This window comes from Streptomyces sp. NPDC004539 (genome assembly GCF_040610055.1).
Classification (GTDB): Bacteria; Actinomycetota; Actinomycetes; order Streptomycetales; family Streptomycetaceae; genus Streptomyces.
Genome location: NZ_JBEXLS010000015.1, coordinates 86,057 through 106,784, shown reverse-complemented (window position 1 = coordinate 106,784; position 20,728 = coordinate 86,057). Strand labels below are relative to the sequence as shown.

Genomic DNA, 20,728 nt, shown 5'->3' with positions numbered 1-20,728 from the left:
GGAGCCCGGGTGCGGCCGTGTCACCACACGCACGGGAGGTCCGCCGTCACCGTCGTCGGGCCGCCGGGCGGGCTGTCGACGGCGATCATGCCGTCCAGTGCCGCGACCCTGCGCCGCATGCCGGTGAGTCCCGAACCGGCCTGGTCGTCGGCGCCGCCCTTCCCGGCGTCCCGGATCTCGACGCGCAGGCCGCGCCTCGTCCGCGTCAGGCCCACCTCGGCGTGGTCGGCGCCGCTGTGCTTGGCGACGTTCGTCAGGGCCTCGGCGACCACGAAGTAGGCCGCCGCCTCCACCGCCGCCGGCGGACGCACCCCGTCCTCGTCGAGGCCGTCGGCGCGCACGTCGACCGTCAGTCCGCTGCTGCCCGCGAGCGCCCGGACGGCGCCCACGAGACCCCGGTCCGTGAGGATCGGCGGGTGGATGCCGCGCACCACGTGCCGCAGCTCCGACAGCGCCTCCTCCGCCTGGCCGAGGGCGTCGTCCAGCAGCTTGCGCGCCCTCTCCGGGTCCGCCTCGTACGCCCGCTGGGCCAGCCCGATCCGCATCGACAGGGCGACCAGGCGGGCCTGTGCCCCGTCGTGCAGGTCCCGTTCGATCCGGCGCAGCTCGGCGCCGTGCGCGGCGACGGCGTCGGCGCGGGTCGTCGTCGGCTCCTCCACCCGCGCCTCCAGCAGGGCCTCCGGGGAGGGCCGCAGCAGGGTCGTCGACCAGTTCGCCTCCAGGTCCGCCAGCTTCGTGATCAGCGGCAGGACCAGGGCCCGCCGTCGCAGCAGTCCGCACCACACGCCGTCCACCACGAGGCCGGCCGGCCACAGCGGGATCATCAGCAGCGTCAGCCAGCCGTACGCGTACTGCGCGACCATCCACAGCAGGTCCTTGCCGGTGCCCGGATCACGGACGGCGATCTTGATGCGGTCCGGCAGCGGGCCCTTGACGGGCCGGTACGCCTCCGGGATCGGCCGGCCCGTCCAACGGGTCGTCAGCGCCCGCTTGGCGCCCGCGATCCGCCGGATGATCAGCACGGTCTCCGGCAGCATCCAGATCCCGATCACCGCGACGACGCAGACGGCCGTGATGAGCAGGACGGTGATGAAGATGTACGAGAGGAACGCCACGACCGCGGCGAGAGCGAGATGCGCCGAGGCCCGGGCGGCCTGACGGAGGGTCGCGAGCATGGGGGGTCCTGGGGGAGCGGGGGCGGGGAGGGGACGTACGGGGGCCGCGCGCATGGGGGGTGCGCGCGCCCTCGCGGTTCGGCGGTCAGTCGTCCAGCGTGACGACGATCTTCTCGGCGGCGCCCGGCGAGAGCGCCAGCTCGAACGCGCGGTCCGCCTCCGCGAACGGGATCGTGTGGCTGATCAGCTTCGCGAACCGGTCCTGGTGCTCGACGAGTTCGGGTGTCACCTCGAAGATCTCGGTCGGGTAGCCCTGGGACGGGACGAGCGTCAGCTCGCTGCGGAGCATGCCGCCGAGGTCGATCTCGCCCTTCTTCTGGACGGCGACCATGACGAGCTTGGCGTGCCACTTGGCGTTGCCGACGACCGTGTTGAACACGGCGGGGGCGCCGGCCGCGTCCAGGTAGATGTCCGTGCCGGGCCGCGGCTGGCCGAGCGCGTTGGCGGCCTGGCCGTGCAGTTCGGTGAGGCGCGCGGTGACGTCCTCCTCCGCGGAGTTGATGACGGCGTCCGCGCCCACGGCCAGTGCCTTCTCCAGCCGGGAGGGGATGACGTCCGCGACGACGACGTGCTTGACGCCGCGCAGCTTGAACCAGATCGCGGCGCCGAGCCCGATGGGGCCCGCGCCGAAGACGACGACCTTGTCGTCGGGGCCGGCCTCGGAGCGGTTCACCGCGTGCCGGGCGACCGCCATCGGCTCGTTGAGGGCGGCGACGTGGAAGGGGACCGTGTCGGGGAAGACGGCGACGCTTTTGCCGATCTCCGCGTTCTCGATCAGCAGGTACTCGCTCATGCCGCCGAACGTGCCGCCGCAGCCGATGATGCCGGTCGGGGCGGCCTGCGGGTCGACGACGACGCGGTCGCCGGCCTTGAGGTCGGTGACGTCGGCGCCGACCCGGACGACCTCGCCGGCCGGCTCGTGGCCGAGGGCCACGGGGACCATGTCGCCGCCGAGGTGGGCCCGCGCCGGCATGCCGCCCATGTGCAGGAACGTGACGTCGGTGCCGCAGATGCCGCAGGCGCGGATCTTCACGAGCGCGTCCTTGGGACCCGGCTCGGGGAGTTCGACGTCCACCGTCTCGACCTGGTGCACGCCGGCGGTACGGACGGACTTCATGGTGCTCATCGCAGGGCCTTTCGCTGATTCAGGGGGGTTTGTCCACAGAGGGGAACAGGATGTCCCCGGGCCCGGCGGCGGCTGGAGGAACACGCCGTCCGCCGGGCCCGGAGCATGCGCCGTTCCCCGTCCCCACGGGTCCGGCGCACGGGACCGACTCCGCTCAGAGGGTCCCGGCTCGGTGTTGCTTGAGTTAGGCAAGCATATGTGGGTTACTTGAGTCAAGCAAATGATTGCCGGGCGCGGTGTCTCGTACGTACGCAGTACGGAAAACGAAACGGAGGCCGTAAGTTACTTGAGTTACGCAACAATCTGGTAAAGTGGCGCGCATGTCGACCGAACCGCTCCCCGCCTCGGCCACCCCCGAGGTCATCGAGATCGAGCGGGCGCTCACCCGCATCACCTACCTGAGCACCCGTGCCCGCCAGCACGACCGCCTGATGTCCGTCGCGGGCGTCCCCCTCGACCGCGCCGCCGTCGCCCTGCTGCGCCAGGTCGCCGACTCCGACCCGCTGCGCCCCGGCGAACTGGCCCAGCGCCTCGGCGTCGAGGCGTCGCACGTCACCCGCACCGTCCAGCAGCTCCAGAAGTCCGGGTACGTCACCCGCGTCCCCGACCCGCAGGACGGCCGCGCCCAGCGCATCCAGCTCACCGAGGAGGGGCAGCGGGCCGTCGAGCGCATCCGCGCCGCGAGCACCCGCGGCATGCAGCTCGCCCTCCAGGAGTGGACGCCCCAGGAGCTGGAGCAGCTCGCGGCGCTCTTCCACCGCATGGTCGACGACTTCCTGCGCTACTCCGTCGAGGAGGACACCGAGCCCGCCACCGCCTGACCCCCCGGCTCCCGCACCCCGCGGACCAGCAGCCACGCCACCACGGGCGGCACCAGCAACGGCACCAGAGCGGCCCGCAGGGACGTCGCGTCGGCCAGCGCCCCGAGCGCCGGCGCGGCGATCCCCCCGAAGCTCACCGTCAGCCCCAGCGTCACCCCGCTCGCCGTCCCCACCCGCCCCGGCAGACAGTCCTGCCCCAGCGTGATGTGCAGCGAGAACGGCACGTACAGCCCGGCCGACGCCAGCGCCACGCACCCGTACAGCGCGGGCCCCGGCACCACCAGCACCCCCGCCACCGCGACCAGCGTCACCCCGTACGACGCCCGCACCACCGCGAGCCGCCCGTACCGCCCGGCGAGCCGGCTCCCCGCCAGCGTGCCGACCGCGCCACCCGCGTACAGCACGCACAGCGCGACCGTCCCCGCCGCCGCGCCCCCGCCCGTGCGCTCACGGACGTACAGGGCCACGAAGGTGCTGAGGCCGACGAAGACCAGCGACCGGCAGATCACGGCCCCGGACAGGCGCAGGAACGACGGCCAGTCGTCGCGCCCGGAGTCCCGGCCGGCCCGGACGGGCACGCGATCGCGCGTCCGCGCCGTCGCCGCGCACAGCACCGCCCCCACCACCCCCGGCACCGCCAGCCACGGCGTCGCCCCCAGCCCCCACGGCCCGACCACCCCCGCCACCAGCAGCGGAGCCAGCGCGAAGCCGACATTCCCGCCGAGCGAGAACCACCCCATCGCCCGGTGCCCGTCACCCGCCACCGCACGCGCGGCCCGCGCCGCCTCCGGGTGGTACGCGGCCACCCCCACCCCCGACACCGCGAACGCCGCCAGCGTCAGCGCGTACGACCCGCCCACCCCGCTCAGCGCGACCCCGGCCGCCGCCGCGAGCGTGCTCACCGGCAGCAGCCACGGCAGCGCCCACCGGTCGGTGACCAGCCCGAACAGCGGCTGCGCCACCGACGACAGCAGCGACGCGGCCAGGACGACCCCCGAGGCGGCGGCGTACGCGTAGGCGCGCTCGGCCACGAAGAACGGCACCAGGGCGGCCACGGCGCCCTGGTAGAGGTCGACGCAGGCGTGGGCCAGGGACATGAGAGTGACGGTTCGACGTGGAGACACCCTGCGAGCCTGACGCCCGCGACACCTGTCGCGCTTCCGATAATCTGCCTGATGATGTCGAACATCCGCCAAGCGCCGACCGCCGTCCGCCACCTCGCCCCCGGCGAGCGCATCGAGGCCCACCGCCACGACGACCACCAGATCGTCCACGCGGGCTCCGGCGTCCTCGCCGTCACCACCGACGCCGGCACTTGGTTCGCCCCCGGCACCCGCGCGCTGTGGATTCCCGCCGGCACCGTCCACGCCCACCGCGCCTACGGCACCCTCGACCTGCACCTCGTCGGACTCCCCGCCCACGACAACCCCCTCGGCCTCACCACCCCGACCGCCCTCGCCGTCGGCCCCCTGCTGCGCGAACTCATCCGCGCCTGCGCCGAGGAACCCGACGACGGCGGCCCCGAACGCGCCCGCCTCCTCGCCGTCCTGCGCGACCGGCTCCGCACCTCACCGCACCACCCCCACCTGCTCCCCACCCCGACCGACCCCCGCCTCGCCGCCGTCTGCGACCTCGTCCACGCCGACCCCGCCGACCCCCGCACCCTGGCCCGGCTCGCCACCGCGACCGGCACCGGGGAACGCACGCTCAGCCGGCTCTTCCGCACCGACCTCGGCATGACCTTCCCCCAGTGGCGCACCCAGTCCCGGCTCTACCACGCGCTGCGCATGCTGGCCGACGGCGAGCCCGTCACGGCCGTCGCGCACGCCTGCGGATGGGCGTCCGCGAGCGCCTTCGTCGACGTGTTCCGCAGAGCCTTCGGCACCACCCCGGGACAGCACGGAAGGGCCGCCTCCGGACGGTCCGAAGAGGTCAAGTAGCATCACGCGCAACCCCACTTGAAGGAGGGACTGGCAATGAGCCGCGCCCCCGAGACCGGCGACGTCGTCGACGACTTCGCCCTGCCGGACGAGACCGGAACCGTACGCAGCCTCACCGAGCTGCTCACCGACGGCCCCGTCGTCCTCTTCTTCTACCCGGGCGCCCTGACCCCCGGCTGCACCGCCGAGGCGTGCCACTTCCGCGACCTCGCCGCCGAGTTCGAGGCCGTCGGCGCGCGGCCGGTCGGGATCAGCGGCGACACCGTCGACAAGCAGAACGAGTTCGTCGGCAAGCACACGCTGGGGATGCCGCTGCTGTCCGACGAGGACGGCGCCGTGCGCGAGAAGTTCGGCGTGAAGCGCGGGTTCGCGCTCATGGCGACCAAGCGCGTCACGTTCGTCATCGGGCAGGACCGCAAGATCCTGGAGATCGTCCGCAGCGAGCTGCGGATGAACCAGCACGCGGACCGGGCGCTGGAAGTCCTGCGCGCCCGGGGTTGAGCCCACGCCCCATTGCCCCCATTCTGGGACACATGGAGCATCTCGTCGCTGCGGCGGTCATCGATGCCCGGGGCGTCGTGACGGGCTGGAGCGAAGGTGCCCGCGAGCTGACCGGGCGTACGGCGGGGGAGGCGGTGGGCAGGCCGGCCGCCGAACTCCTCGGCGACGCCCTGCCGGCCGGCGGCCCCGTCGTCCTGCGGCACAAGGACGGCCGGCCCGTCACCGTCACCCTCACGGCCTGCCCGGTCCTCGGCCCGGGCGGCGAACCCGCCGGGCACGTCGTCACCGTCGTACCGCCACCGCCGCCCTCGCTCGGTGAGCTGGCCTTCCAGCAGGCGTCCATGTCGATGTCCGTGTTCGACACCCGGCAGCGGTATCTGCGGCTCAACGGGGTCGCCTGCCAGGTCATGGGCGTCGACGAGGACGTGCTGCTCGGGCGGCCGTTCCCGGAGACCGTCGAGGACGCCGAGCACAGCCAGGGCTTCAATTTCCACCTCAGGGAGGTCGCTCGGACCGGGCGGCCCGTGCACTACGAGAGCTACACCGGCGAACCCTCCGGGAACCGCGAGCACGCCTGGAACATCGAGATGTGGCCCGTACGCGACCCGGACGGCGAGCTGACGGCCGTCGCGCTCGCCGCGTTCGACAGCAGCGAGCAGTACTGGGCCCGCCGCAGACTCGCCCTCCTCAACGAGGCCGCCGCCTCCATCGGCACGACCCTCGACGTCGTCCGCACCGCCGAGGAACTCGTCGGACTCCTCGTCCCGCAGTACGCCGACTTCGCGAGCGTCGACCTCTTCGACTGGGTCCTCGGCTCCGACGAACCCCCGCGCATCCCCGAGAGCCACATCGTCCTGCGCCGCGTCGCCCACGGCTCCGGCACGGACGGCACCCCCGAGGCCGCCGTCCACCTCGGCGAGACCGACGCCTACCCCGCCTACAGCCCGCCCGCGAGAGCGCTGCGCGAAGGGCGGGCCGTGCTCAGCCAGGCCGGGGAGCCCGACTTCGTCCGCTGGGTCGCCGAGCGCAACACCCGCGCACCGGCCGGGCAGCCCCACCGGCAGGGCGTGCACTCGATGATGGCCGTCCCCCTCAAGGCACGCGGCACCACCCTCGGGGTCGCCGTCGCCATCCGGCTGACCCACCCCGACGACTTCGGGGACGACGACACCGTCTTCGCCGAGGAACTCGCGAGCCGCGCCGCCGTCTGCGTCGACAACGCCCGCCGCTTCGCCCGCGAACGCAGCACCGCGCTCACCCTCCAGCACAGCCTCCTGCCGCGCGGCCTGCCCGGACAGGCCGCCGTCGAGGTCGCCCACCGCTACCTGCCCTCCGGATCGACGGCCGGCATCGGCGGCGACTGGTTCGACGTCATCCCCCTCTCCGGCAGCCGCGTCGCCCTCGTCGTCGGCGACGTCGTCGGCCACGGCATCCCCTCCTCCGCGACCATGGGCCGCCTCTGCACGGCCGTGCGCACCCTCGCCGACGTCGACCTGCCGCCCGACGAACTCCTCACCCACCTCGACGACCTCGTCACCCACCTCGCCACCTACGACGACGGCTCCGCCGACGCCGCCGAACTCGGCGCGACCTGCCTGTACGCCGTGTACGACCCGGTCGCGCGCCGCCTCGCCATGGCCGCCGCCGGACACCCGCCGCCCGCGCTCCTGCTGCCCGACGGGACCGTCGGCCTCGTCGAGATGACCCCCGGACCGCCCCTCGGCGTCGGCGGGCACCCCTTCGAGGCGACCGAGGTGGACCTCCCCGAGGGCGCGATCGTCGCCCTCTACACCGACGGGCTCATCGAGGGGCGCGACCGGGACATCGACCGGGCCAGCGCCGAGCTGTGCAGCGCGCTCGCCGCGCCGGCCGCGACGCTGGACGCGCTCTGCGACACGGTCCTCAAGGCCGTCCTGCCCGAGGAGCCCGGCGACGACGTCGCGCTGCTGCTCGCGCGGACCCGGGCGCTCGGCGCCGACCGGGTCGCCACCTGGGACGTCGTCCCCGACCCGGCGCACGTCGCCGCGACCCGGCAGGCCGCCATGGAACAGCTCGCCCGCTGGGGGCTCGACGAGGCGTCCTTCGTCACCGAACTCGTCGTCAGCGAACTCGTCACCAACGCGATCCGCTACGGCGAACCGCCCATCCAGCTCCGGCTCATCCGCGACCGCACCCTCATCTGCGAGGTGTCCGACGCGAGTTCCACCTCACCGCACCTGCGGCGGGCGCACGCGTTCGACGAGGGCGGGCGGGGACTGCTGCTGGTCGCCCAGCTGACGCAGCGCTGGGGGAGCCGGCAGACGGCCCGTGGCAAGACGATCTGGGCGGAACAGACCCTCTGACGGCGGCTATTCGAAGTCGCAGCCCGGGTTCGGGGCGTCTCGCGAGAACGGGGCGCCGTGCGGCAGCACGTACAGCGCCTTCAGGACGAGCGGGGTGTCGCCCAGGTTGCGGCCGATGTGCGTGTAGTTCGGGCCCTCCTGGATGACCTGGCCCTTTTGGTAGACGCCGTCGGACTCGCACGTCGCGTCGAAGTGGCTCAGGGTGCCCTCCTCGACGAGGCCGTAGACCATGCCGTCGTGGTAGTGCCAGCCGGTCGCCTGGCCCGGCGGGATCGTCAGCTCGCGCAGGACGTAGTCCTTGTCGCCGACCGTCCGCTGCGCGAGGAGCACGGCCGTCACCCCGGGACCCGGGGGAGTGGCGTGGGCGGCCGTGGTGGAGAGGAAGAGAGCCGCGAAGGTGCCGGCGAGAACGGTACGCGTACGCATGGGGGGCCTCCTGAGGCGCGTCGTCGGGCGGACCCTATCGAACGGGCAGGGGCGGGAGCGGGGTATTCCGGGTAGGGACCCCTCGGGAACCGATCTTGGAGGGCACATGGACGTCGAGCCGGTCGCGGGACACATCGGGGCGGAGATCCACGGGGTCGATCTCGCCGGAGAGCTGGACGAGGCGGCCGTGCGGGCGATACGGGAGGCGGTGCTGCGCTGGAAGGTGGTGTTCTTCCGGGACCAGAAGCTCGACCACACCGGGCACGTGGAGTTCGCCCGGCGGTTCGGGGAACCCGTCGTCCTCCGCAAGCGCGGGAGCGCCTCCCCGGCCGGCTTCCCCGAGGTCGAGACCACCGCCGACCGGCTCGAACTCGGCGGGAGGTTCGGCATGGACCACGACGAGTGGCTCCAGCGGCGCCGGCACACCCTGCTGCGCGGCTGGCACTGCGACCACGGCGCCCGTATCGACCCGCCCGCCGCGACGATCCTGCGCGCGGAGACGGTCCCGCCGTACGGGGGCGACACGACCTGGGCCAACCTCGCCGCCGCGTACGCCGGGCTGTCCGCGCCGGTCCGGGCCTTCGCGGACGGGCTGCGCGTGGAACACCGGCTGGGCGTGGGCTACCAGCCACGCCCCGGGGACGACGCCTACCTGCGGCATCTGCTGGACCACCAGGTCGCGTCCGTGCATCCGCTGGTGCGGGTCCACCCCGAGAGCGGGGAGCGGATTCTGTACGTCAACGGCTACTACGTCGAGCAGATCCAGGACGTCTCCCGCGCGGAGAGCCGGGCCCTGCTGGACATGCTCCTGGAACAGGCCGTCCGGCCCGAGTACACGGTCCGCTTCCGCTGGGAACCGGGGAGCGTGGCGTTCTGGGACAACCGCTCCACCATGCATCTCGCCCCCAGTGACAACGCCCACCTCGGGTTTCCCCGGACCATGCATCGGGTGATGCTGGCGGGGGAGGTGCCGGTGGGGGCGGACGGGCGGGGGTCCTCGGCGGTCACGGGGACGGAGGCGGGGGTGTGGTGAGGGGGCGGGTGGGCCGCCCCTTCCCGACAGGCCCCGCCCCCCCTTCAGGTCAGTCCGCCGAGCCCGGGGTCCACCCCAGCGCCGGGCCCAGCCTGGTCGCCATGTCCGTGAGGATCTGTACGTAGTCCTCGTGGTCGAAGGTGAAGGGGAGGGCGAAGGCGACCTCGTCGATCTCGCGGTAGGCGGCGTGGGCGTGCAGGCGGGCGGCGAGTTCGTCGGAGGTGCCCACGTAGTCCGGGGCGAACATCATGCGGGCCGGGCCCTGCGGGGAGGCGGTGCGCGGGAGGCGCTTCGCCGCGTACTCCTCGTACTTGGCGCGCTGGGCCGGCGTCGCCGAATCCGTCGGGATGACGACCAGGCCCTGGGAGACACGGGCGGCGTCGCCGTCGGGGTGGGCGGCGCGGAAGGCGCGGATGTGGGAGAGCTGGACCTCCGCGAAGTCCTCGGACTCCTCCGCCTTGACGACGCTGCTGGTCAGGAAGTTCATGCCGTGCTCCCCGGCCCAGCGGGCGGAGCTGAGGCTGCCGCCGCCGTACCACATCCGCTTGCCGAGCCCGGGGGAGTGCGGCTGGACCCGGTCCGAGAACACCTCGAAGCCCTGCACCCCGCTGAAGTCGCTCGCGGACTTGCCCCGCACGAAGTCGAGCAGCCTGCGCACCCGCTCGTACGAGAAGTCCTCGGCGTCCGCCGTGTCCGGATAGAGCGCCCCCTTGACCTGGTCCCACTGCATCGGCGGCCCCACGCTCACCCCCGGGTTCAGCCGCCCGCCGGACAGCAGGTCGACGGTCGCCCAGTCCTCGGCGAGCCGCAGCGGGTTCTCCCAGCCGAGCGGCGTCACGGCCGTACCGAGATGGATACGGCTCGTGCGCTGCGTCGCGGCGGCGAGGACCGCCACCGGGGACGAGATGCCGTACTGGAGATGCCGGTGGCGCAGCCACGCGCTGTCGAAGCCGAGCCGCTCACCCAGCTCGATGATCTCCAGGGTGGATTCGTGGCCCGCGCGGGGATCGTCCCCGTCGAACAGGCCGATGGTGAGAAAGCCGAGCTTGCGCAGGGGGCGGGGGGTGGACGGCATGGGCTCTCCAACGGTCACGGTGCGTACGACCCTGCCAACCCCCGCCACGCCTCACGCATTCCGGTTCAGCGGGATGATCACCTCGTCCTCGACCGGCGGATCGACCTCCTGCGCCAGGTTCCCCGTCGCGGCGAAGCACCTGATGCGCACCGACTCGGGCGTGACGTCCAGCCGCAGGAAGCTCTTGAAGAACGGCGGACTGTACGTCGCCGAACTCGGCGAGAAGAGCTGCGTGTAGATCTTCCGCACGGGCAGCCTGAACCGCTTGCGGCGCTCCGGCTTCGGCGCGACCCCGAGCAGCGCGGCGACCAGCCTGATCCGCCGGGTGAGCCGCACCTCGGCCCCGGGCGCCCGCCTCGGCTCGATCCCCAGCCGCTCCGCGATCACCGCCAGCGCCTCCTCCTCGCTCAGCCGGAACAACCGCCGCAGTCGCAGCCGCCGCCCGTACAGCCCCGCGTAGAACGCGAGCGAGTCGCCCCGCAGCGGATAGCACCGGAAGTCCGCCTCACCGACCCCCGCGATCGACACCCTCGGGATCGTGTGCGTGGCGTGCATGAACGCGCCCCCGCCGCCCGACACGACGTAGTGGAGCGTCCGCCCGTCCTCGCACCGCACCGGATAGCGCTGGTAGTTGTGGATGTCCCCGCCGATCGCCGCGACGTACCGGTGCTCCGGCGCCCGCACGATCTCGTCGACCGTTCCCCCGCCCTCGATGGCACAGGGGTGGTGCTCCCCGTCCACGTACAGCGGCGACCCGGTGATCAGGATCTTCGGCAGCGGCCCCCGCGACACCTTCCGCAGCCACGCCCCCTGCTCCGCGTCCAGCGTCCCGAGCAGCCCCGTGTCTATCCCCACGATCCGCACCGGCCCGGCGTCGATCGCCCAGTACGGCCCCGGCTGCACCGCCTGCTCCCGCCGCAACTCCCGCACCGCGTCCAGCCGTTCACCGTCGCCCGGCCGCCCCCGGTGCCACAGCAGCGACCGCAGCCACGCCTTCGTGAGCGCGCGCGGCTTCGGCTCGGCGGGCAGCGGCGGCGCGTCCCCGCAGAACACCCGCATGAACGCGCCGAGATCCTCGTACCAGTCGTGGTTCCCCGGTATCGCGTAGATCGGCGCCGGATAGTCCGCGTACGGGCGGAAGAACTTGGTGCCGTAGTCGTCGGCGCTGCCCACGGGATAGATGACGTCGCTCGCGACGACCGCGAACCGCGTCCCCCGGCTCGCCTTGAGGAACCCGGGCACGACCGCGTACTGCGGGTCGTCCCCCTCGCCGGTGTCCCCGATCACCATGAACGAGAACCGGTCCGGGTCGTCGCGCCGGATCACCTTGTCGGCCGGTGCCCCGGCCGCCGCCCGCTGCGCGACCCACCTGCCTCTCGTACGGCCCGTGGGGTCCCCGAACCAGGACGCCACCACGCCGTTGCGCGCGGCCCACAGGGTGCGCGGGTCCAGCCAGGAGACCTTCTCGGTCTTCTCGGGCATGAGCTGACGGTAGGCACCCGGGGCGGCCTCGCCCCATCCGGCGCCGGCGGCGGTATCGCGTGAGGAGGCTGACACGGAGGCACCGTAGCAATGGCCAGAGCCTGGCGGGGAGTTGGGGCGGAAGCCGGGCCGGGAGCCGGGGCGCGGTGCAAGGGGAACCCTATCAACGCGTCGGAATTACCGATTCCCGGCATACGAGACGACCTGCGGAATCTGTTGACCCCGATCAGCCGCCTTTGCTTGGATCAGCGCCATGATGAAGCGAGAAGGGCTCACGCGGCGACGGCACGTCGACCTCGCCCGTGTGTGCAGCGCCTTCTGTCGCGCCTGCCGCTAGACCCTCCGGTTCTTTCCGAATTCCCGGCCGTCCCGGCCGCGCGCCGCTGATCCCTCTTTTCCGCATGCCTGTGCGCGGCATTCCCTTTCGCATGCCTTTCTCGTACCGAAGGGTTTCCCATGCCCACCGTCCCTGTGCTCACCGACGCCGCCGAGGCGGTCGCCGTCGCCGCCGCGCTGGCCGCCCGGTTCCGGCTCCACGCGGCCCACCGCGACGCCGAACGGCGCCTGCCCCAAGCGGAGTTGGCCGAGCTGTCCGCCTCCGGGCTGCTCGCCGTGACGGTGCCCCGCGAGCACGGGGGAGCGGGCCTCGGGGCACGCGCCCTCGGTGACGTGATCCGGCTGCTGTCGGCGGCCGACGCGAGCATCGGGCAGCTTCCGCAGAACCACTTCTTCTTCGTCGAGGTCCTCAAGGAGAACGGCACCTCCGAACAACAAGCCTTTTTCTACGCCCAGTTGCTCACGGGCGCCCGATTCGGGAACGCCCTCGCCGAGAAGGGCACCCGGCACGCCCTGGAATTCGCGACGCGTCTCGTCGAACGCCCCGAAGGCAGGTTTCTCCTCGACGGGGTCAAGAACTACGCGACCGGGGCGCTGTTCGCCGACTGGATTCCCGTGTTCGCGCTCGGCGCGGACGACCGGCTCACCGCCGCGTTCGTCCCGGCCGACGCGCCCGGGGTGAGCGTCGTCGACGACTGGGACGGGTTCGGGCAGCGGACCACCGCCAGCGGGACGGTCCGGTTCGAGCGGGTCGTGGTGCCCGAGGACCGGGTCGTGCCGCACCACTTGACGTTCGACCGGCCCGAAGTGTTCGGCGCGTACGGGCAGTTCATCCACGCGGCCGTCGACACCGGCATCGCGCGCGGGGCGCTGGAGGAGGGCGGGGAGCTGATCCGGACGCTCGCCCGGCCGTGGGGCGAGGCGGGGGTCGAGAAGGCGTCCGAAGAGCCCCTGGTCGTGCAGAAGTTCGGGGAGCTGGCGCTGCTCGTGCGGTCCGCCGAGGCGCTGTTGGAGAAGGCGGGCGACGCCATCGACACGGCCCGCCGCGACCCCGCCGACCCGGAGGCGGCCACCGAGGCGTCCCTCGCGGTCGCGGCGGCGCGGGCTCAGGCGGACACGGCCGCCGTGACCGTCTCCAGCGACGTCCTCGCGCTGATCGGGACCCGGGGCGCGAGCCGCGAGCTGGGGTTCGACCGGCACTGGCGGAACGCCCGCACCCACACCCTGCACGATCCGCGCCGCTGGAAGATCCAGCACCTCGGCGACCACGCGCTCAACGGGGTGACACCCCCGGCAAACGGGATCGTCTGAAACACCCCGAATCGTCAAGAGAGAAGCCACCTCCATGCCCTGGATCTCCACCGCCCGCACCGTCGCCTCCCGGCTCGCCGAGGACGCCGCCGCCCGGGACAAGGCCAACCAACCCCCGTTCCCCGAAGTCGAGTCGCTCCGCGCCTCCGGCCTCCTCTCCCTCCTGATCCCCAAGGAGCGGGGCGGCGGCGGTGCCGACTGGCGGACCGCCTACGCCGTGATCCGCGAAATCGCGGCCGGAGACGGCTCGATCGGCCAACTCCTCGGCTACCACTACCTGTTGTCCTGGAACCCCCGGTTCTTCGGCACCGACGCGAAGACCGAGGAACTGGAGCGCGCGGCGGCGGACGGCGGCTGGTTCTGGGGCGGCGCCTTCAACCCCCGTGACCCCGACGTCACCCTCACCCCGAGCGACGGCCACTTCCTCCTGAACGGCCGCAAGAGCTTCGCGACCGGCGCCCGCGTCGCCGACCGGATCGTCGCCGGCGCGACCCGCACCGACACCGGCGACCCGGTCGTCGTCGTCCTCGACCCCGCCCACCCCGGAGTCCACCGCCCGGACGACTGGGACAACTTCGGCCAACGCCTCTCCGCCAGCGGAAGCATCACCTTCACCGACGTACCGATCAGGGCCGAGGACGTCCTCGGGGTCCTCTCCGACGACCTCGACCCCTTCGGCACGCTCGTCACCCCGGCCATCCAGACCGTGTTCGTCCACTTCTACCTCGGCATCGCCGAGGGCGCGCTGGCGGCGGCCCGCGACTACACCCGTACCGTCACCCGGCCCTGGGTCCTGTCCGGCGTCGGCACCGCCGCCGAGGACCCGTACGTCCTCGCCACCTACGGCGAACTCGCCGTCAGCGCACACGCCGCCCGCGCCCTCGCGGACCGGGCCGCCGACGCCGTACAGCGAGGACTCGACCGGGGCCACGAGCTGACGCTCCACGAGCGCGGGGAGATCGCCGCGACCGTGGCCGTCGCGAAGGTCGCCGCGACGAACGCCGCGCTGGACATCACCGCGCGGGTCCTCGAAGTGACCGGCGCCCGCGCGACCGCCTCGGAGCTCGGGTTCGACCGGTTCTGGCGCAACGCCCGCACGCACACCCTGCACGACCCCGTCGCCTACAAACTCCGCGAGGTCGGCGACCACTTCCTCAACGGCACGCACGCCCCCTTCACCCTGTACACCTGATCCGGAGCCGTCATGCTCAGCCGCCGCACCCTCCTCACCGCCCTCGCCACCACCCCGCTCCTGGCCGCCTGCGGCTCCGGCGAGTCCACCGCCCTCGACCCGAGCGCCACCCCCAAACTGGACGGCGTCACGCTCAAGATCCTCGCCAACCAGCCCAACGCGCTGTCCTTCAAGTACCTCGCCGAACCCTTCGAGAAGGCGACCGGCGCGAAACTCGACGTCACCCCCATCCCCTACGACCAGCTGACCTCGAAGGCCGTCCTCGACGTCCAGTCCGGGGCGGGCCGCTTCGACGTCTTCATGTACTGGTACGCGGCCGTCGGCACCCTCGCCCAGGGCGGCGTGATCGAGGACCTCACCGCCTACATCAAGGCCCACAAGGACATCGACGAGGCCGACTTCCTGCCCTCGCTGTACGACACGTACACCCGCTGGGACGGCAGGCGCTGGGGGCTGCCGTACGACGGCGACACCCACATCCTCTTCTACAACACCGAGCTGTTCGCACGGCACCGGGTCGAGGCGCCGAAGACCTGGGAGGAGTACAACGAGGTCTCCGCGAAGATCACGAAGGACGCGCGCGGCAAGTACTACGGGGCGATCATCGAGGCCCAGCAGGTACCGGTCATCCTGGGCTGCGCCTTCGCCAACCGCCTCGCCGGGTACGGGGGTTCGTTCCTCGACGCCGACGGGCTGCCCACCCTCGACACCCCCGAGGCGATCGCCGCCGCGCAGGTCCTCTTCGACGCCGCGCCCAGCGCCCTGCCGACCCCGCTCCAGATCGGCTTCGACCAGGCGCTGCCCGCCTTCCTCGACGGCAAGGGCGCGATGCTCGACTTCTGGACCGACTTCGCGAAACGCGCCCAGGACCCCCAGCAGTCCAAGGTGGTCGACAAGTGGGCGGTGACGACCCTCCCCGTCGGCGGCGACAACACCACACCGCGCACCTCCCTAGACGCCGGATTCGGCCTCGCCGTCTCCACCGCCTCCAAGCAGAAGGAAGCGGCAGCCGCGTTCATCAAGTGGGCCACCCTCGCCCAGCAGAACCTCCTCGTCCTCTCCAAGCCCGACGCGGGCGCCGACCCGATCCGCACGAGCACCCTCGACTCGCCCAAGTTCCGCACCTACTCGCCGGACTCCTACGAGGTGGTCCGCACCGGCCTCGCCGGCGACCCGCTGCCCTGGCCGACGGTCCCCAAGTCCCCGCAGCTCCTGCAAACCCTCGTCGACGAACTGGCGTTGGGCCTCCAGGGCAGGCAGACGGCGAAGGCGTCGTTGCAGAACGCCCAGCGGGCGTGGGAGAAGCAGCTCAAGAAGGGCACGTCGGGATGAGCGCGACGGCACTCGCGGAGCGGACTCGCACGGAGCAGGCCCCCGCAGGCAAACCCCCTACGACGGCGGCCCGTTCGAGGGTCCCCGCCCTCCTCGCCGCCCCCACCCTCGCCTTCCTCGCCGTCTTCGCCGCCTACCCCCTCCTCTACATCCTCGGCCTCGCCTTCACGGACTCCACCCTCGCCCGCCCCCTCCAGCGCTGGACCGGCTTCGACAACTTCCGTACCGCGCTGGAGAGTCAGTCCTTCACCGGCTCCCTCTGGCGCACCACGGCGTTCGCGGTCCTCACGGCGCTCCTCCAACTCCTCGCCGGCACCGCCCTCGCACTCCTCCTGCGCGCCCGCGGACGCCGCCCCGGACTCCTCGGCACGCTCCTGCTGCTGCCGCTCGTCACCCCGCCCGTCATGGTCGGCGTCGCCTGGAAACTCCTCCTCGCGCCGACCGGCGGCGCCCTCAACTCCCTGCTGCACGACGTGGGTCTGCCCGCCGTCAACCCGCTCGGCAGCGCCGTCCCCGCCTTCCTCACGCTCGTCGTCATCGACACCTGGCAGTGGACGCCGTTCGTGATGCTCCTCGTGCACGCGGCGCTCCTCGGCGTCCCCGACGAGCTCACCGAGGCGGCGGCCCTCGACGGCGCGGGCCCCTGGCGGACCCTCAGGTCGGTCACCCTCCCCGCGATCGAACCGACCCTGCTGAGCGTCCTGCTCCTCAAACTCGTCATCGGCTTCAAGGTGTTCGACCTCGTGTACGTCGTCACCTCCGGCGGCCCCGGCTTCTCCACGACCACCAGCACCTTCGACATCCAGCGCACCGCCCTCCAGGAGTTCGACGTCGGCTCGGCCGCCGCCGCGACCGTCGTGTTCTCCCTGCTCATCGGGGCCGTGGCCGGAACCGTCGCGCTCCGCCGCAAGCGCTACGAGGAGTACGCATGAGACGCCACGCGCCGACGGCCCTGCTCGCCCTGACCGCCGCCCTCCTCTGCGTCCCCGTCCTGTACGTCGCCTCGCTGTCCCTGCGCTCCCGCGACGACGTCCTCAACGGCGGCCTGCTGCCGAGCCGCCTCTTCTGGCGGAACTGGCCCGACGCGTTCCACGCCGTCGACCTCGGCCACTACCTCCTCAACTCCTGGACGGTGGCCGCCGGTTCGGTGGTGCTGACGCTGCTGGTCGCGGTGCCGGGCGCCTACTACACGGCGCGCGCCGGACGCCGGGGCGCCCGCCTGTCCTCGCTCGTCCTGTCGAGCTACTGCGCGCCTCCCGTCGTCGCCGTCCTGCCGCTGTTCTTCCTGCTCCGGGGTCTCGGCCTCGACAACTCTGTGACGGGGCTCGCGCTGGTCGACGGGCTCGCCAACGTGCCGGTCGCGATCTGGCTGCTGGACGGGTTCGTGCGCAGGGTGCCGAAGGAGGTGGAGGAGGCGGCCTGGCTGGACGGGCTGGGGAGCGCGGCGACGCTGCGGCGGATCGTGCTCCCGCTGATCGGGCCCGGGGTCGCCGCCGCCGCGCTGATCTGCTTCTTCCTCAGCTACAACGAGTTCCTCTTCGCGGTGAGCTTCGCGCAGGACAGCGGCTCGCAGACGCTGCCGGTCGTCCTCTCCCTCTTCCAGGGCGACAAGAACGTCGAGTTCGGCCAGCAGGCCGTCGTCTCGCTCGCCGGTATCGCCCCCGTCTACCTCCTCGCCGTGGTGGCCCAGCGCCGCCTGGTCGCGGGGCTGACCTCCGGAGCCGTCAAATGACCCGCCGTATCCACCTCAACGCCTTCGACATGGCCTGCGCCGGCCACCAGTCGCCCGGACTGTGGCGCCACCCCGCCGACCAGGCCCACCGCTACACCGACCTGGAGTACTGGACCGGCCTCGCGCGCCTCCTCGACCGGGGCGGCTTCGACTCCCTGTTCCTCGCGGACGTCCTCGGCGTGTACGACGTCTACCAGGGCTCCCGCGACGCCGCCGTCCGCCAGGGCGCGCAGGTCCCGCTCTCCGACCCGCTGCCGGCGGTCTCCGCGATGGCCGCCGTCACCGAGCGGCTCGGCTTCGGCGTGACCGTCTCCCTGACCTACGAGCAGCCCTACAAACTCGCCCGCACCCTCACCACCCTCGACCACCTCACCAAGGGCCGCGTCGCCTGGAACGTCGTCACCTCCTACCTGGAGAGCGCCGCCCGCAACCTCGGGCTCGGCGGGCAGCTCGGGCACGACGACCGGTACGAGGTCGGCGAGGAGTTCCTGGAGGTCTGCTACAAGCTGTGGGAGTACTCCTGGGACGACGACGCGGTCGTCCGCGACCCCGAGCGCGGCGTCTACACCGACCCCGAGCGCATCCGGGACATCGCCCACAAGGGCCGCCACTACGACGTCCCCGGCGTCTTCCTCTCCGAACCCTCCCCGCAGCGCACCCCCGTCATCTTCCAGGCCGGCGCCTCCCCGCGCGGACGCGCCTTCGCCGCCCGGCACGGCGAGGGCGTCTTCATCAACGCGGTCAGCCCGGCCGCCACCCGCAGGGTCGTCGACGACATCCGCGCCAAGGCCGCCGCCGAGGGGCGTGACCCGTACGGCGTGAAGATCTACATCCTGCTGACGGCGATCACCGCCCCCACCGACGAGGAGGCCCGCCGCAAGCACGACGAGCTGATCGCGTACGCCTCCACCGAGGGCGCGCTCGCCCTGTACGGCGGCTGGAGCGGGCTCGACCTGTCGGAACTCGCCCCGGACCAGCCGCTGGAGTACGTCGACACCGACGCGGTGCGCTCCGCGCTGGCGATCTTCTCGACCGCCGATCCGAGCCGGACCTGGACACCGGAGCAGGTGGCCCGGTACCTCGGGATCGGGGGGATCGGGCCCGTCGTCGTGGGGTCCCCTACGACCGTCGCGGACGAGTTGGAGCGGTGGGTGGAGGAGGCCGACGTCGACGGCTTCAACCTCGCGTACGCCGTCACGCCCGGGACGTTCGAGGACTTCGTCGAGCTGGTCGTGCCCGAGCTGCGGGCGCGGGGGCGGGTGCCGGAGACACCGCCGGGGAGCACGCTGCGCGAGCACCTGTACGGGGAGGGGGTCCGCCGGGTGCGCGACGAGCATCCGGCGGCCCGGCACCGGGAGCGGGCGGCCCGGGAACGGGAGGGTGGTCAGAGCCGCTCGTAGGGGAGCTTCTCGCCCGCCTCCACCGCCACCGGCAGCCTGTTCTCCCGGGGCGGCAGGGGGCAGGTCGCTTGGTCCGTGTACGCGCACGGCATGTTCCCGGCGCGGTTGAAGTCGACCGTCACGGCTCCACGCGCGTCCGGGGCGGCGATCTGGAGGGAGCGGTTCGCCGCGTACGTCGTGACACCGGAGGTCTCGTCGGTGAACAGCACCATCAGGCTGCCCGGCGTCGGGCCGTTGAACGCGGTCAGGCGGTGGACGGCGCCGGCCAGCTCGAACTCGACCTGGCCGGGGGAGTCGTACACGTGCTCCAGGCCCTCGACGGCCGCGCCCACCGTGACCTCGCGGGGGGTGTCGTACGGGACGAAGCGGCCCGGGACCGCCCAGTCCGGGTCGGGGGCGTAGGCGGGGGTCTCGCGGTGGTTCACGCGCAGGGGGTTGTCGGGGTGGCGGGGGCGCAGGAGGTCGCTGCCGCCGCGCTTGGCGATCTCCAGGACGGTGTCCCCGGCACGGACGTACAGGCTCGCGCGCTCGGGGATCGAGCCGAAGGAGTGCCGGCCGGTGAGCACCGTGCCGTCGAGGACAAGTTCCTCGCCGTCCGCCAGCTCCACGACCACCCCCTCGTCGCCGCTGGACCACGCGCCCGGCGCGTCCTCGAAACGCTCCGGCTCGGGGGAGAGCCAGCGCAGACTGGTGATCGCGAGAAAACCGTGCGGCCCCGTCAGCGTCTCCTCCCGCCTCCGGTGCCACTCCTCCCACTCCGCCACGAAACCGCCGCTCATACGCGCTCCCTGCTCGTTTCCCCTGCCAACCACCCCACCCGACGACTCATTCCCGGGCCCCGGAGAGGGTCTCCCGGTTCTCCCGGGCCACGGCTCCGATGTTCGGCGCGTCCGTGTAGCAGGCGCCGTCGCTCTCCTCCGGGCTCGCGTTGATCCGCGTACCCATGTCGGGTTCCTCCCCCTCGGCGGTGACGAGCGTCAGATCCACGGCCGCGCCCCCGCCATGCGGACCCGGTCGGCGGGCCAGGCGGGGTGGGCCGTGCGGAGTTCGGCGGAGTACCCCTCGAAGTAGGCGCGCTGGAGCGCGGGCGGGCGGTGGCCCTCGATGAAGAGCAGGCGCAGGCCGTCCGGGAGGAGGGTCTCGGCGGTGACGAGGCGGGTGAGGACGCCCTCGCGGAGGCGGGCGTAGGCGCCGGCGGCGTCCTGGCGGCGGGGGTCGGTGCGGAGCGTGCCGCGCACGTCGATCAGGGGCTCGGCACGGTCCACGACGGGGATCGCGGCGACCTTCGGGTCCGACATGAGGATGATCTCGGGCATGGGGCGAGCATGCCCAGGGGGACGGTCTTGACATGCTCCGGGACGGGGGACGTAGGTTGAGGGGAGTTGTTCTGGATGGTGGAGGGCCCCATGCGTGTACCGAGTTCGGCGCCTTGTGGTGCCGGGGCGGGGGCGTGGCTGGTGGTCCGGCGGCATGTGGACTACTGCCGTACCGCCTCCGCCGTCTG

At 72.8% G+C, this 20,728-nt stretch carries 19 protein-coding genes and 1 pseudogene; 12 read left to right on the top strand and 8 right to left on the bottom strand.

The window, feature by feature from the left end:
* Positions 1-20: 20 nt before the first annotated feature.
* The gene (locus ABZX85_RS28610) at positions 21-1,175 is read right to left on the bottom strand and encodes a histidine kinase (RefSeq protein ID WP_355874410.1); all 1,155 of its coding nucleotides are present in this window, start codon (positions 1,173-1,175) and stop codon (positions 21-23) included.
* Positions 1,176-1,260: 85 nt separating this feature from the next.
* The gene (locus ABZX85_RS28605; RefSeq protein WP_355874408.1) at positions 1,261-2,301 is read right to left on the bottom strand and encodes an alcohol dehydrogenase catalytic domain-containing protein; all 1,041 of its coding nucleotides are present in this window, start codon (positions 2,299-2,301) and stop codon (positions 1,261-1,263) included.
* A gap of 320 nt (positions 2,302-2,621) precedes the next feature.
* Here ABZX85_RS28605 and ABZX85_RS28600 point away from each other — a divergent pair, with 320 nt between their 5' ends.
* On the top strand, positions 2,622-3,122 hold the full coding sequence (locus ABZX85_RS28600) for a MarR family transcriptional regulator (RefSeq protein WP_355874405.1): 501 nt from the start codon (positions 2,622-2,624) through the stop codon (positions 3,120-3,122).
* On the opposite strand, the gene ABZX85_RS28595 is transcribed toward ABZX85_RS28600, so the two are convergent.
* Entirely contained in the window at positions 3,083-4,219 is a 1,137-nt protein-coding gene (locus ABZX85_RS28595) for an MFS transporter (RefSeq protein ID WP_355874402.1), read from the bottom strand. The two genes, ABZX85_RS28600 and ABZX85_RS28595, sit on opposite strands and share 40 nt — an antisense overlap.
* An 81-nt stretch (positions 4,220-4,300) precedes the next feature.
* On the opposite strand from ABZX85_RS28595, the gene ABZX85_RS28590 reads away from it, so the two are divergent.
* The 3 genes from ABZX85_RS28590 to ABZX85_RS28580 are packed head-to-tail and all read left to right on the top strand — an operon-like array spanning position 4,301 to position 7,905.
* Positions 4,301-5,062, top strand: a complete 762-nt coding sequence (locus ABZX85_RS28590; protein ID WP_355874735.1) for a helix-turn-helix transcriptional regulator — start codon at positions 4,301-4,303, stop codon at positions 5,060-5,062.
* 36 nt (positions 5,063-5,098) lie between these two features.
* Positions 5,099-5,563, top strand: a complete 465-nt coding sequence (locus tag ABZX85_RS28585) for a peroxiredoxin (RefSeq protein ID WP_355874399.1) — start codon at positions 5,099-5,101, stop codon at positions 5,561-5,563.
* A 32-nt stretch (positions 5,564-5,595) separates the two neighbouring features.
* Positions 5,596-7,905 carry a SpoIIE family protein phosphatase gene (locus ABZX85_RS28580; RefSeq protein ID WP_355874396.1) on the top strand — a complete coding sequence of 770 codons (2,310 nt, stop codon included), beginning with the start codon at positions 5,596-5,598 and terminating at the stop codon, positions 7,903-7,905.
* 6 nt (positions 7,906-7,911) lie between these two features.
* On the opposite strand, the gene ABZX85_RS28575 is transcribed toward ABZX85_RS28580, so the two are convergent.
* Complete coding sequence (locus tag ABZX85_RS28575) at positions 7,912-8,331, bottom strand: cupin domain-containing protein (RefSeq protein WP_355874393.1); 420 nt, start codon at positions 8,329-8,331, stop codon at positions 7,912-7,914.
* A gap of 106 nt (positions 8,332-8,437) precedes the next feature.
* Here ABZX85_RS28575 and ABZX85_RS28570 point away from each other — a divergent pair, with 106 nt between their 5' ends.
* Positions 8,438-9,364 (top strand): TauD/TfdA family dioxygenase, encoded by a 927-nt coding sequence (locus ABZX85_RS28570; protein ID WP_355874390.1) that lies wholly within the window; start codon positions 8,438-8,440, stop codon positions 9,362-9,364.
* A gap of 49 nt (positions 9,365-9,413) precedes the next feature.
* Here the strand turns inward: ABZX85_RS28570 and ABZX85_RS28565 are convergent, their stop codons facing one another.
* Together ABZX85_RS28565 and ABZX85_RS28560 are read right to left on the bottom strand one after the other, a co-directional pair.
* A complete protein-coding gene (locus ABZX85_RS28565; protein ID WP_355874387.1) occupies positions 9,414-10,439 on the bottom strand; it encodes an LLM class flavin-dependent oxidoreductase in 1,026 nt (341 codons plus the stop codon).
* Between the two features lie 51 nt (positions 10,440-10,490).
* On the bottom strand, positions 10,491-11,996 hold the full coding sequence (locus tag ABZX85_RS28560) for a metallophosphoesterase (RefSeq protein WP_355874385.1): 1,506 nt from the start codon (positions 11,994-11,996) through the stop codon (positions 10,491-10,493).
* 178 nt (positions 11,997-12,174) lie between these two features.
* Between ABZX85_RS28560 and ABZX85_RS28555 the strand changes: the two genes are divergently transcribed.
* From ABZX85_RS28555 to ABZX85_RS28525, 7 genes are all read left to right on the top strand, one after another.
* Positions 12,175-12,258: a putative leader peptide gene (locus tag ABZX85_RS28555; protein ID WP_355874732.1), complete on the top strand. Its 84-nt coding sequence runs from the start codon at positions 12,175-12,177 to the stop codon at positions 12,256-12,258.
* A 119-nt stretch (positions 12,259-12,377) separates the two neighbouring features.
* Positions 12,378-13,568 carry an SfnB family sulfur acquisition oxidoreductase gene (locus tag ABZX85_RS28550; RefSeq protein WP_355874382.1) on the top strand — a complete coding sequence of 397 codons (1,191 nt, stop codon included), beginning with the start codon at positions 12,378-12,380 and terminating at the stop codon, positions 13,566-13,568.
* A 34-nt stretch (positions 13,569-13,602) separates the two neighbouring features.
* Positions 13,603-14,760 carry an acyl-CoA dehydrogenase family protein gene (locus ABZX85_RS28545; protein ID WP_355874379.1) on the top strand — a complete coding sequence of 386 codons (1,158 nt, stop codon included), beginning with the start codon at positions 13,603-13,605 and terminating at the stop codon, positions 14,758-14,760.
* 12 nt (positions 14,761-14,772) lie between these two features.
* Positions 14,773-16,092, top strand: a complete 1,320-nt coding sequence (locus tag ABZX85_RS28540; protein WP_355874376.1) for a sugar ABC transporter substrate-binding protein — start codon at positions 14,773-14,775, stop codon at positions 16,090-16,092.
* Positions 16,089-17,024 (top strand): sugar ABC transporter permease, encoded by a 936-nt coding sequence (locus ABZX85_RS28535; protein ID WP_355874373.1) that lies wholly within the window; start codon positions 16,089-16,091, stop codon positions 17,022-17,024. The genes ABZX85_RS28540 and ABZX85_RS28535 overlap by 4 nt, the downstream gene beginning before the upstream one ends.
* Entirely contained in the window at positions 17,021-17,824 is an 804-nt protein-coding gene (locus tag ABZX85_RS28530) for a carbohydrate ABC transporter permease (protein WP_355874371.1), read from the top strand. The genes ABZX85_RS28535 and ABZX85_RS28530 overlap by 4 nt, the downstream gene beginning before the upstream one ends.
* A complete protein-coding gene (locus tag ABZX85_RS28525) occupies positions 17,821-19,224 on the top strand; it encodes an LLM class flavin-dependent oxidoreductase (protein ID WP_355874368.1) in 1,404 nt (467 codons plus the stop codon). Before ABZX85_RS28530 ends, ABZX85_RS28525 begins: the two co-directional genes overlap by 4 nt.
* On the opposite strand, the gene ABZX85_RS28520 is transcribed toward ABZX85_RS28525, so the two are convergent.
* Together ABZX85_RS28520 and ABZX85_RS28515 are read right to left on the bottom strand one after the other, a co-directional pair.
* Positions 19,209-20,003, bottom strand: a complete 795-nt coding sequence (locus ABZX85_RS28520; protein ID WP_355874365.1) for a DUF1684 domain-containing protein — start codon at positions 20,001-20,003, stop codon at positions 19,209-19,211. The two genes, ABZX85_RS28525 and ABZX85_RS28520, sit on opposite strands and share 16 nt — an antisense overlap.
* A gap of 64 nt (positions 20,004-20,067) precedes the next feature.
* A pseudogene (locus ABZX85_RS28515) lies at positions 20,068-20,540 on the bottom strand (dipeptidase); the annotation flags it as partial.
* Between the last annotated feature and the right edge of the window lie 188 nt (positions 20,541-20,728).